Source organism: Paenibacillus sp. FSL R7-0216, from assembly GCF_037969915.1.
Classification (GTDB): Bacteria; Bacillota; Bacilli; order Paenibacillales; family Paenibacillaceae; genus Fontibacillus; species Fontibacillus rhizolycopersici.
Genome location: NZ_CP150222.1, coordinates 4,664,970 through 4,677,453, shown reverse-complemented (window position 1 = coordinate 4,677,453; position 12,484 = coordinate 4,664,970). Strand labels below are relative to the sequence as shown.

Sequence of the window (12,484 nt, the reverse complement as noted above, 5' to 3'; positions counted from 1 at the left end):
ATCATGGATTATTTTACGAACTGCGTATCAACGATATCATCGTAGCCGATGGTTTCGTCTTTAAGCAGTCCGGCGGAACGAACGACGGCTAATCCGGTGTTTACGGCTTCCTCGCTGATCTGACCTGAAAACTCCCACATGGCGTCTTCGTAAGAACGGTCGATGGTTGCTTTGAGCAGTTCTTGGGCCATGGTTGGGAATTCCAACTTGGCGATCTCCATGCTCTCTTCTTTGTTGTCGCGAATAAACTCCAGGCCCTTATGGATGCCTTCTACGAATTTGCGAACGGTGTCGGGGTCCTCATTAATGTTGTCGAGCTTAATATTGATCGTCGAATAAGCGTAGGGTCCAAGCTCCTGGGGGACATTGTAGAACGGCTCTCCCCAAATGCCTTCCTCGATGCCTTGCGTCAGCATCGGTTCGGTCACGACGGCGATATCTCCTTGATTTTGCTGCAGGACCGCGGGGATCGCTCCGGTATCGACTTCTTTCAGCTTCAGGTCCTTGTCGAGCTCTAATCCCCACTCGCCGGCCAAATAACGGATGATCGAGTTCGGCGTACCTCCGTACTGGGATACCGCGACCGTCTTGCCCTTCATAAAGGCGGCGATATCCGTGCCGGGGTCGAGGTCGGAACGGGCAACCAGATAAACATTACCCCGATTCACGATGTTGACGATAGCGCGAAGTTCCGCTCCTTTTGCCTTGGCGAAGGCGTTGTGCTCGGGACCCCCGATAAAGCCGAAAGCCTGATCGGTTAGTACGGCATTGGTGTGGGCGCTTCCGCCCGAAAGGGTCACGGTTTTGACGGTCAGCCCGTCGAAGAAACCTTTGCGGATGGCGATATACAGCGGCAGGTAGCCGGTGCCGTGGACCGGTTCCGCGATCGTGAGCTCTTTGGTTGAACCCGTCTTCGAGTTGTCTGAGGCATTTGCTTCGCTGGAGCTGGCGGGCGTTTCAACTCCGGATTTCTGTGCAGCATTGCCGCCGCATCCAGCGACCAGCGCGGTGATAAGTAATACGGCAACCATGTACAACAGGTGGCGTGAGGCAAACGTAGCCTTGGTCATCTTAGATCCCCCTCCGATATCCCTGGTTCTCTTTGTTTTCTTGCAGTTCTCTTATTTGTGGGTGAAGCCCTTGAGCAAAACCTTCTCCAATTTACCGACCAAGAGGTATAGCAGCATGGATAGGATCGACAAATTAAAGATGTTGGCCCAAATCAGACTGATTTCATACGTTTGCCCGGCGTAGAAGATCATACGTCCCAGTCCTTGTTCGGAACCGATATATTCGCCGACGATTGCCCCTGTAAGGGCCAGGCCGATATTAATTCGCAGCGCGGAAATCATCGCCGGAATCGCCGTGGGGACGATGACTTTTCCAAAGACCTGCCGCCTGGAGGCACCCAGCGAATAGACCATTCGGACGAGATCGCGGTCGACGCTGCGCACGCCGTTGTACGTGGTTAATGTGGTGATGACGACGGTGATGGCAAAACCCATGGCGATCTTCGATCCGATGCCGATGCCAAATACTAGAACGATGATGGGGGCAAGAGCCAGCTTGGGCATGGCCTCGAACATGATGATGAACGGCTCGAAAATGCGAGCATAATATTTGGACCACCAGAAGGATAGACCTAACAGCGTGCCCCCGGCAGTTCCAAGCAAGAAGCCCAGAACGGTGGAGCGGAACGTATAGATCGTATCCTGCCAGACGGAGCCGGTCTGCACGCCGATCCACCAGGTCTGGGCGATATCCGACGGCTGGCTCCAGAAGAAGGCGTTGATCAACCCTGTACGGGCACCGACTTCCCATAGCAATAAAACTACGAGGAAGACGGCGAATCGTCCGGTGTTCACCAGCCACGTCTTTGGCGTGGCCATCTCGTACTTCAGGGCGTTGGCTCGGGTCCGGGGTGTGCCAGACCTGAGGCTAGCCAAGGGACCGCTGCTTTTTACGACATCCGCTTCGCTTGACATTGCGCATCTCTCCTTTCTTTGAGGGTGGGTCTTAAACGGCTGCTTCCTGTTGGTAGGCTTTTAACGTTTCTTCGGATAACGTTCGCAGCGCTTCTTCTTTTAATTGGGTAAATTCCGGGGTCGTGATAATTTGCGGTTTACGGGGCCGCGGCAGGTTAATCGTCATATGGCGCTTGATGGTGCCCGGGCGGGAGGTCATAATGTATACCTCGTCGGATAGATAAATCGCCTCTTCCATGTCATGGGTGACAAACAGGATCGTCTTCTGAAAATCGTCCCAAAGATCGAGCAGCCATTCCTGCATCATGGCGCGGGTCTGGGCGTCCAGTGCACCAAACGGTTCATCCAAGAGGATGATGTCACGGTCATACATGATCGTTCTCAGGAGCGCTGCCCGTTGCCGCATCCCTCCGGAGAGCTGGGCGGGGTAATGATGCTCGAAGCCCTTCAAACCGTATTTGTGGAGCAACGGCAGTGCCTTGGCCTTGGCTTCCCGTTTGGGAGTCCCCTGAATTTCAAGACCCAGGATGACATTGTCCAATATGGTGCGCCAGGGAAGCAGCAAATCCTTTTGAAGCATGTAGCCGGTAATGCCGGTCAGTCCGTCCACGCGGTTGCCGTTCACAAAGATGGCCCCCTCCGAGTTCTGAAGCAGCCCGGAAATGATGTTGAACAAGGTTGATTTTCCGCAGCCGCTGGGACCCACGATGCTAACGAAACGGTGATTAGGGATCTGCATGTTGACCGGGCCAAGCGCCTTAACGGGGGAACCGTCGGCCGCTTGATAGGTCTTGCTGACGTTCTCAAGCTCCATTTTGTACGAGTTCATGGTTTGCCACCTCCTTCGTGTTATATTTATAGTAATATACATCACACGATGGAGGTAATAAGAAGTGCTTATGTAAGAATATATAACACGGAAATAACATTAGAGAGGGTCGTGCGAGGAATAGGCAGGAGATTAGGGGGTCCCGCCATTGCGGAAGCGGATGACTTGCGCGTTGATGCCGGCATGCAAATTTGGAAGCAAATCAAGAATATTGTCGGGCGCGGATTGATGATAAACGCAATAGAAGCTTTGCCGCAAACGAATTTCAGGAAGAAGGATTCGCTCGATTTCGGCATCGCTGCCGGCCGCCCATAGGGAAGAAACGGGCAAAAAGGAGCAGCCTGTGCCTTGCTCGACCATTTGACGGATCAAATGGGACGTATCCACCTCGATGAGTTGCCGGGGGGACATCCGCAGCGGACGAAAGAGCTCGTGTTCCAGTAATTCCCTCAACGGCATGTGGCGCTTGAGCAAGATGAAGGGCACTTCCTCCAGATAAGTTACGAGGCTTTGATAGCGAGGGAAACCAGCCTGCTTCGGGCCGATAAAGACGAGTGGCTCTTCGAATAATTTCACGGTACCCAGTTGGGGGAGCGGGGAATAGGTTTGGTTGATAAAGGAGATATCAAGCTCTCCGGAAGCCGTTCGTAAAGCCAGATCCAGCGACTGCCCGGTGTTGATTTTCCATTGGATCACCGACGTCTGCTCTTTCATCGACTGAATAATGGCCGGCAGCATGACATGGGTTAACGAATCTACGATACCGATTCGGAGCTTCTCCTCCAAGGGAGGTTCGGACAGCATGCGGATCGAGTCTTGTCCAGCTTCCAAAGCGCTAAGGGCATATTGAGCGTAGAAGTAGAATTTGCGGCCTGCCTCCGTCAGGAACGCGCCTGATCGTGTCCGATGAAACAAAGGGGCACCGAGCTCCGCCTCCAGGCCGGCGATCCGGAAACTAACGGCGGGTTGGGTTAAAGCAACCTTCTGGGCGGCTTTGCTCATGCTTTCGCTTTCGGCTACGGCAATAAACACTTTGAGATCGAGCATGTCCATGGGCGAGGCCTCCTTTGTAAGGAATCTGGCGTATAAGTGAGATTATTTTACATGAAAAATCGTGCTCCTGGAAGGGGGCGGGCAGGCTAGTCGGTTTGCGCATTTTGTGATATAATAAAAAGTCGTTTATCCCTGTAAGGTAATGGCTGCGGATGAGCGGCTTTTTATAAGATAAAGTGATTGAATGAAGAGAGGTGACATCCCTTGTTGGACCGACTACAATCCCTAGCCGACCGTTACGAGAAGCTGAGTGAGCTGCTTTGCGATCCGGATGTGGCGAACGACGCCAAACGACTGCGGGATTACTCCAAAGAACAATCGGATTTACAGCCGGCTTATGAGGCGTACACCGAATATAAGAATGTCGTCGAAGAGCTGGAAGCCGCTAAAGTCATGCAGGCCGAGAAGCTGGATGATGAAATGCGCGAAATGGTGAAGATGGAGATCGAGGAACTCAGCACACGTCAGCAGGAGCTGGAAGAGAAGATTCGCGTATTGCTGCTGCCGAAGGATCCGAACGACGATAAGAACGTCATCGTGGAAATTCGCGGTGCGGCCGGAGGGGACGAAGCGGCTTTGTTTGCCGCCGATTTGTACCGGATGTATACGCGGTATGCCGATTCTCAAGGCTGGCGCATCGATATTATGGACATGAATGAAAGCGACCTGGGCGGTTTTAAAGAGGTTATCTTTATGATTAACGGCCGAGGCGCATATAGTAAGCTGAAGTACGAGAGTGGTGCGCATCGCGTGCAGCGGATTCCTTCGACGGAATCCGGCGGTCGGATTCACACGTCAACTTCGACGGTAGCCGTTCTGCCGGAAGTTGAAGACGTGGATATTGAAATTCTCGATAAGGATATCCGCGTCGATACGTTCTGCTCCAGCGGGGCGGGCGGCCAATCGGTCAACACGACGAAATCCGCCGTGCGGGTGACGCATATCCCGACCGGCATCGTGGCGACTTGCCAAGATGGTAAATCGCAGAACTCGAACAAAGAAAAGGCGCTGCAGGTGTTGCGTGCCCGGATCTTCGATATGAAGCGACAGGAAGAGGAAGCGAAATACGCCGGCGAGCGGAAGAGTAAAGTCGGCACCGGGGATCGCAGTGAGCGGATCCGGACCTACAACTTCCCGCAAAGCCGGGTAACCGACCACCGCATCGGCCTGACCTTGCATAAGCTGGATCAGGTGATGAACGGCGAGATCGGTGAGATCGTATCGGCGTTGACGATTGCCGAACAAGCCGAACTGATGGATAAAGGAGAATAACGTTTTGCACAGCGAAGGATACCGGATGTCCGGTGCAATGACGATTTGGGAAGCCCGTAAAGAGGCTTCTTCTTTTTTAGCGGCGGCGGGCGTGAGGGAGCCGGAGTCGAACGCGGAGCTGCTGCTCCGCCATGTGCTGGGCCTTGCGGGCGCGGCGTATTTGGCCGCGCTTCGTGACCCGTTCCCGGCGGACAAGCAGGACGCCTGGGAAAAGGTGGTCCGCCGCAAAGCGGCGGGCGAGCCGGCGCAGTACATTATCGGGGAGCAGGAATTCTACGGGTTGACCTTCCAGGTCAACCCGGCGGTGCTGATCCCCCGACCGGAAACGGAGCTGCTCGTGGAGCGCATCGCGTTGGAAGGCGATGCGCTGTGGCCCGGCGGCGCGCCGTACGCCGCCGACATCGGCACCGGCAGCGGCGCGATTGCCGCGGCCCTGGCTCATCTGCGCCCAGCCTGGCGCGTTGCGGCGAGCGATATCTCGCCGGACGCTTTAGCGGTGGCGCAGGACAATGTCCGGCGGCTCGGCCTTGCCGTGGCGTTCAAGCAGGGGGACCTGCTTGAACCGTTCGCCGGCGAGCCGCTGGACATCGTGGTGTCGAATCCGCCGTATATCCCGGCGGAGGACATCCCGCACCTGCAGCCGGAGGTGCGGGACTTCGAGCCGCGCGGCGCGCTGGACGGCGGTCCGGACGGGCTCATGCCCTACCGCGCCATGATGGCGCAGCTCGCGCTGCTGCCGCGGCCGCCTCGCCTGATCGGCTTCGAGCTCGGCCAGGGCCAGGCCGCCGACGTTGCGGAGCTGCTCCGCGCCGCCGGCCATTGGGACGAGATCGTGATGGTTCCCGATCTCGCCGGCATCGACCGTCACGTGCTGGGCATCGCGCGGGGGCGTTAGTCCTCGCTTACACGCGACTCTATGAAAATAGGTGAAGCTCCTCAACCAAAAGCCGCTCACTTTGAGAGGGTAGTTTCATAGAATGTGGTATCTCAAGCCGAAAGGAGGAGATTCCACATGGCATTCACATTGACGTATCCGTATGCCCAAGCCGCCGGCGTCGGCCAAGGTTATTTCGTGGCTGCCGATCCGCTTGGCCCAACCGGGATCGTGACGGTAGCGGCTACACTCGGTAACGTCGAGCTTCGCATTACCCGGTATAATGCACCGGTTTTTATTCAGACCGTGACCCAAGGCAGCACGTTTACCGTTGAACTCGGCAACATTCAAACCATCGGTATTTTCGCGCTGACCGCCGCCACGGGGACCTTGACTCTCATCACTCCCGTTTAACTTGCGTTCCCCCATTTTCCCCTTCTTATCCCGACCCCCATTTCGGGCGCCGACGCTTGCGTCGGCGTTCTTTTTTTGCGCCGTTTAAGAGAGAAAACCCGTCTCCGGGCAAAAATAACCTTAAAAGGGGAAACCTTTTGCTGGTTTCACCCGTTATTTGGGTCGAAGGGCTCATTTGTAGTTGAGCGGGGTTTCTTTTAAAGTAAAGATACGGGGTTTCTAGATAAAGAAAAGAGGATGTTCATGCTGAGCAAACTGAAAAAAATCGATTACTCCATCGTCTTGATCTTGCTGTTGCTCATGGTCATCAGTATCGCGGTGCTGTACAGCGCCACGTCGCATACCCAGTATCACGGCTACCACCTTCGCATGCTGGCGTATTATGCGCTGGGGTTTGTCGTATTTTTTGGCGTCTCCATTCTCGACTATCGGCTGCTCGTCAAATATGCACCTTATCTCTATCTGTTCGGCTTCGGGCTGCTGGTCGTCGTTATGTTCATCGGGAATACGTATTACAACGCCAAGGGATGGCTGACGATTCCGGTCATTAACCAAAGCTTTCAACCGGCGGAATTCTTTAAGCTGTTGCTGGTCATCTTCCTCGGGTTTATGTTGCTTCGCAAACGCAAACCCCGGCTTTCGTTCTGGCGCGACGTCGTGCCGATCTGCCTGTTGACCTTTGTCCCGTTTGTCGCCGTGATGGCGCAGAACGATTTGGGAAATGCGCTTAGCTATGTCATCATTTTGGCGGGCATGCTGTGGATCGGGAACATTAAATACTGGCACGCCCTGATCGCCCTCGTGATTTTCGCGGGTTCGGTGATCGGCGGAATTACCGCCTATAAGACCTATCACGACCAAGTGTACAATTTCTTCGTCGAGATCGGTCGGGAGCATTGGATCAGCAGAATCGATCCCTGGCTGATCCCCGAGAAAGCGTCGGAGGACGCTTCCTATCACACCCGGAACGCCAAGCTGGCGATCGCCTCTGGGGGGATGACCGGGGAAGGGTACATGAAAGGGGAGACGGTTCAATCGGAGCGCGTGCCGCTTACGTATTCGGACTCGATCTTTGTGGTGATTGCCGAGGAATTTGGCTTTATCGGAAGCTCGGCACTATTGTTGCTGTATTTCGTGCTGATCCATAGGCTCATCTTGATATCCCTCGAGAGTCGCGAGGCGAGCGGGCCGTTCCTCATCGTGGGGATCGTCGCGATGCTGCTGTATCAGATCTTCGAAAATATCGGCATGTTCATCGGCCTTATGCCGCTGACGGGCATCACGTTGCCCTTCATCAGCTATGGCGGGACCTCGCTGCTGATTAATATGGCAAGCATCGGCGTAGCGATGAGCATCCGGATTTACGGCCAAGAGAAGGAAGAGGACAACCCGGTGCCGGCGCCGTCATCGTCTTCGCGTTACGCCTTGCTGAGAACTAAGCGACGGCCGGAGAAGCAGGGATGAGCGAGGGGCGCGTGAGGTCATTTTGAGTTAGTGTGAGGTCGTTTTTGACCGGGACGGGATGTGCAATTTAGAATAGAGTTACTTGATCACCTTATTTTTGCGCGGTGCAAGGATATCGCCGAAATAAGGTGATTTTTTATTGCTTATTTCCGGATGCGGTGGCTATAATAGCGGATTTGAAGGGGGATAAGGTGAAAGTTTCATCTTATTTGGCTCGAAAAGGGGAGATCAGCGGAAATAGGGTGATATCTTCACTCTATTTTTCGCGGGCAAAAATTTACTAGATTCCTAGGTTTAGAAGTCTCTTAACCGGACATACTGATAGACATCAGCTGCTGAAATACCGGTTTTGGTTAGGAGCAAGAAATCATGAGCCAACGTACACCTTCCCGTAAGAAAATTGCCCTATTCTTCTTTTCTATTGTGATGTTGTTGATGTCCTGGGAGGGACAGATGGTTGATACCGCCGCTGCGGCAGGCACGCAAGGGGTCATTCCGCAGGAATCCATTCGGCTGCGCATTCTGGCGAATTCGGACGGAACCGGCGATCAGCTCGTCAAACGCCGCGTCCGCGATGCTGTGGTTGAGCAGATGAATGGCTGGGTTGCCGAGTTGGAAAATCCGCAAAGCTTGGAGGAGGCCCGCCGGGTGATCCGCGATCATCTGCCTGCCATCGAGGAGCAAGTCGGTCAGACGCTCAAGCAATATGGGAAAAGCTACGATTATCAAGTCGAGCTCGGTACGGTTCCCTTTCCGACGAAAATGTACGGCGGTGCGGTGTACCCGGCCGGCAATTATGAAGCGCTGCGCGTGACGCTCGGCGAAGGGAAAGGGAAGAACTGGTGGTGCGTGCTGTTTCCGCCGCTATGCTTCATCGACGCCGGTAGCGGAGATGCACTGGCAAAGGATGCAGGGACGGCCACGATCGCGAAGGCTTCGGCTGAAGGGATCTCGAGGGATGTTGTTCAAGTCGAGCCAGAACAAACAGAGGTGCGGTTCTTTCTGTGGGACATGCTGGTGAATTTCTGGAACTGGATTACAGGTTTATTTGATTAATGGTTCATAGGATGAGATACCGTTCGGAGGAATCCGGGCGGTTTTTTTGTGGGCTTCGCCGGGACGGGCTATGCGCATGGACGGGTTCGGGTATAATAGTAGAATATCGATATTGAACAGTTTGGGATGAGCGAGAATGAACCGAAATGAATCTATTGAAAATAAAGCCCGCGGCGCAGTGGATTTGCCCGCGCTGGGAGAGGTGGCTGCAAAGTCGACGCGTTCGTGGAGGGTAGAGCCTGGAACGGGGTTCGCGACCTCTGGGGGACAAGTTGCTGATGCCGGCGTGTCGGAAGTTCCGGCGGCGGGGGAGGAGGCGGCGGCCCTGAAGGAAGCCGCCTCGGTGTTGGCCTCCGGCGGGACGGTGGCGTTTCCGACGGAGACGGTGTACGGGCTTGGCGCGGATGCGCGGAATACGGCGGCGGTAGAGGCGATTTTTGCCGCCAAGGGCCGCCCCTCCGATAATCCGCTGATCGTGCACATCGCCGACATGAGCCAGCTGAACGGACTCGTCACGGAAGTGAACGAGACGGCACGGCGGCTCATGGAGGCGTTCTGGCCCGGGCCGCTGACGCTGGTGCTGCCCGTGGCCGAAGGCGCCGTCTCGCCGCGCGTGACGGCGGGGTTGTCCACTGTGGGCGTGCGCATGCCCGCCCACGACGTGGCGCTGCGGCTGATCGCCGCAGCGGGGTGCCCGGTGGCAGCGCCCAGCGCCAACCGGTCGGGGCGACCGAGCCCCACGCTGGCGAGCCACGTGGGCGAGGACCTGTCCGGCCGCATTGACGGTATCGTCGACGGCGGGCCCACCGGGGTGGGCCTGGAGTCGACGGTCGTGGAAGCCGGCCGGGACGGGGTTGTCACCGTGCTCCGCCCAGGTGGGATCACGGTAGAGCAGCTCGCCCGCGTCGCGGGCGCGGGCGTGCGGCTGGACGCCGCCCTGCAGCCGGAGGCGGAAGCGGGCGGCGGAGCGGCCCCGGGCCCGGCGGCTGCGCCGCGCGCGCCGGGCATGAAGTACACGCACTATGCGCCGCAGGGCGTGCTGCGCATTGTGCGCGGGTCCGCCGACCGGGTGGCGGACCGCATACGGGCCGAGCTCGCGGCGGCCGCGGCGCGCGGAGAGAAGACGGGCGTGCTCGCCTTCGACGAGCGCCTCCCGTCTTACCGCGCCGACTGCGCGCTATCGCTCGGCCGCGAGGCCGAGCTGGAGACGGCGGCGCACCGTCTCTACGCTGCGCTCCGCCGCTTCGACGAATGCGGCGTCACTTACATCCTCGCCGAAGCCTGCCCCGAGGAGGGGCTTGGCTCGGCGGTGATGAACCGGCTGCTGAAAGCCGCCGGTCACCGGGTGATCGAGGCCGGCGGAGATTTGGATTAGGGCAGGGGGTGAGACGGACATGATCCGTATCGGCCTGGCCGGCTGGGGGGATCATGACGATTTATATCCTGCCCGGACGCCGACCAAAGACAAGCTCGCTTGGTACGCGAAGTATTTTGATGTGGTGGAGGTCGACAGCTCTTTTTACGCTGTGCTGGGAGAAGAAGTGTATCGCCGTTGGTTGGCTGAGACACCGCCAGATTTCACGTTTATTATCAAGGCTTATCAGGGGATGACCGGCCATAGTCGGGGCAAATCGCCGTTTGGCGGGCCGGGCGATATGTTCCAGGCTTATCTGAACTCGATCCGCCCGGTGGTGGAAGCCGGTCGGCTTAAGGCCGTGATGTTCCAATTCCCGCCCTGGTTCGACTGTACGCCGGAGCATGTCCGGCAGTTACGGGCCATCCGCAAATGGATGGGGAACTTGCCGGTGGCACTGGAATTTCGCCATCAAAGCTGGTTCGCGGGGGACAACCAGGAGCGCACGCTGGATTTCATGCGCCAAGAGGGTTGGATTCATATCGTTTGCGATGAACCTCAGGCGGGGCAAGGTTCAGTCCCTACAGTGCTGGAACCGACGGATGCCGAATTGACGATCGTCCGTATGCACGGCCGAAATGCCGTGGGCTGGAGCCAAGCGGGCGCATCCAATTGGCGGGAGATCCGCACGTTATACCGCTACTCTCGAGAGGAGCTTCTAGAGTGGACCGAGATGCTAATCCAGTTACTCGGGAAAGGGACGAACGAGATCTGCATGCTCTTCAACAACAACTCTGGCGGGGATGCAGCTGTTAACGCCCTGGAGATGATGGATTTGCTGGGTCAATCGCCACGCGAGCTTCCGCCGCGTCAAATGGATCTGTTTGACGGCTGGGAGGATGAATGAGCAGATTCCTTAACCAGATGAATCGTTGAATGGGATATTCGTCCACATCGTTCGTTTGCGGCTCGTTCGGCGCTGGATTGCGAAAATAGCGGTATAAAGTGGCGTTATTTATAGAGAGGGAGCCTCGTATTGGGGAAATAGCGGTATTTTAGGACGTTATTTCTATGGATATCGGGGTGCCAGCCTCCTAAGGAGGGGAATAGCGCCACGAATTACCGCTATTTCTATGAAAACCTCGGATTTCGAGAAAATAACGCCACGAATTACCGCTATTTCACAGACAGGCGGGGCGAGCGGGGGGATTGTAACGCCAAGGGGGTACCCTCACGGCTTGCCCTCGAGTGGACAGCTCCGCGGCTCGCTCATACTCGAGTGGATAGCCTCACGGCTTCGCTCATACTCGCGCGGACAGCCTCGTGGTTCCGCCCTCCCCGCCGCCCCATCCCCCTATCCTGCCACTCAAGCCCCCACGCCTTACACTCCCGGTCCGCTCACTCGATCCGCCCATCTCCTCCTCACAAGTTTTGATAGAACTCCAGCAAGGCCGCTAACCGTCTTCCGCCATAATCTCCCAATCCCGCTCTCCCGCCAAGTCATGAACCGGGAACTGTCCGCATATGGTTGTACAAAAGACTGGACAAAAGGGGATTCGGTTATGACGGAGGCTTATGAGCGGCTGGGAGAGCTGTTGACGATCCTGCTGATGGCGGCTGCGCTAGGAATGGACGCGTTATCGCTAGGCGTCGGCATCGGCATGAAGGGGGTCCGCCGCAAGGACGCGCTCCGCATCGGAACGATGGTCGCTCTCTTTCACGTACTTATGCCTCTGCTTGGTATTGCGGCGGGGCAATATGTCGGCGCGCTGCTGGGAAGCCTGGCGCGGTATGCCGCGGGAGGGCTGCTGTTCCTGCTCGGAGCCCATATGATCCTCAGTTCGATTAAAGGCAGCGGGATGCAGTCGATTAACCACCGAACCTGGTTTGGCGTGCTGCTGTTTTCGCTTAGCGTCAGCATCGATTCCTTTTCCGTGGGCGTGTCACTTGGGATGTTCCATGGAGATTGGCTGCTGACCGTCCTGGCCTTCGGTTTTTTTGGCGGCGTCATGTCTTTGGTGGGGCTTGCGATGGGACGAGGCGTGGGGCGTTCGCTTGGCGATTACGGCGAGGCGGCAGGCGGGGCGATTTTGCTAGCTTTTGGATTGCTGTTCATCTTTTGAAACTACGGCTTTTCGTGTTAAAATAAAGGTCCAAACGCGGGATTGCTCCCGCTTAACCTG

At 56.6% G+C, this 12,484-nt stretch carries 12 protein-coding genes; 8 read left to right on the top strand and 4 right to left on the bottom strand.

From position 1 onward, the window contains the following. Positions 1–8: 8 nt before the first annotated feature. From MKZ15_RS21530 to MKZ15_RS21515, 4 genes are all read right to left on the bottom strand, one after another. Positions 9–1,070 carry an ABC transporter substrate-binding protein gene (locus MKZ15_RS21530; protein ID WP_339818030.1) on the bottom strand — a complete coding sequence of 354 codons (1,062 nt, stop codon included), beginning with the start codon at positions 1,068–1,070 and terminating at the stop codon, positions 9–11. Between the two features lie 51 nt (positions 1,071–1,121). Continuing rightward, positions 1,122–1,985, bottom strand: coding sequence for an ABC transporter permease (locus MKZ15_RS21525; RefSeq protein WP_193417104.1), 864 nt, complete (start codon positions 1,983–1,985; stop codon positions 1,122–1,124). A 31-nt stretch (positions 1,986–2,016) separates the two neighbouring features. Further along, positions 2,017–2,814, bottom strand: a complete 798-nt coding sequence (locus MKZ15_RS21520; RefSeq protein ID WP_213622215.1) for an ABC transporter ATP-binding protein — start codon at positions 2,812–2,814, stop codon at positions 2,017–2,019. 132 nt (positions 2,815–2,946) lie between these two features. Next, positions 2,947–3,867, bottom strand: a complete 921-nt coding sequence (locus MKZ15_RS21515; protein WP_193417106.1) for a LysR family transcriptional regulator — start codon at positions 3,865–3,867, stop codon at positions 2,947–2,949. Between the two features lie 204 nt (positions 3,868–4,071). Between MKZ15_RS21515 and prfA the strand changes: the two genes are divergently transcribed. From prfA to MKZ15_RS21475, 8 genes are all read left to right on the top strand, one after another. Further along, complete coding sequence (prfA, locus tag MKZ15_RS21510; protein WP_155607650.1) at positions 4,072–5,139, top strand: peptide chain release factor 1; 1,068 nt, start codon at positions 4,072–4,074, stop codon at positions 5,137–5,139. Positions 5,140–5,164: 25 nt separating this feature from the next. Next, positions 5,165–6,034: a peptide chain release factor N(5)-glutamine methyltransferase gene (prmC, locus tag MKZ15_RS21505; RefSeq protein ID WP_339822545.1), complete on the top strand. Its 870-nt coding sequence runs from the start codon at positions 5,165–5,167 to the stop codon at positions 6,032–6,034. 117 nt (positions 6,035–6,151) lie between these two features. After that, positions 6,152–6,427: a hypothetical protein gene (locus MKZ15_RS21500; protein WP_155607651.1), complete on the top strand. Its 276-nt coding sequence runs from the start codon at positions 6,152–6,154 to the stop codon at positions 6,425–6,427. Positions 6,428–6,670: 243 nt separating this feature from the next. Then, on the top strand, positions 6,671–7,891 hold the full coding sequence (locus MKZ15_RS21495) for an FtsW/RodA/SpoVE family cell cycle protein (protein WP_339818024.1): 1,221 nt from the start codon (positions 6,671–6,673) through the stop codon (positions 7,889–7,891). A gap of 369 nt (positions 7,892–8,260) precedes the next feature. Beyond that, positions 8,261–8,947: a stage II sporulation protein R gene (gene spoIIR, locus MKZ15_RS21490; protein WP_339818022.1), complete on the top strand. Its 687-nt coding sequence runs from the start codon at positions 8,261–8,263 to the stop codon at positions 8,945–8,947. Between the two features lie 136 nt (positions 8,948–9,083). After that, positions 9,084–10,322, top strand: coding sequence for an L-threonylcarbamoyladenylate synthase (locus MKZ15_RS21485; RefSeq protein ID WP_339818020.1), 1,239 nt, complete (start codon positions 9,084–9,086; stop codon positions 10,320–10,322). Positions 10,323–10,341: 19 nt separating this feature from the next. Then, on the top strand, positions 10,342–11,208 hold the full coding sequence (locus MKZ15_RS21480; protein WP_339818019.1) for a DUF72 domain-containing protein: 867 nt from the start codon (positions 10,342–10,344) through the stop codon (positions 11,206–11,208). 655 nt (positions 11,209–11,863) lie between these two features. Next, entirely contained in the window at positions 11,864–12,424 is a 561-nt protein-coding gene (locus tag MKZ15_RS21475) for a manganese efflux pump MntP family protein (protein ID WP_155607655.1), read from the top strand. Positions 12,425–12,484: the final 60 nt, after the last annotated feature.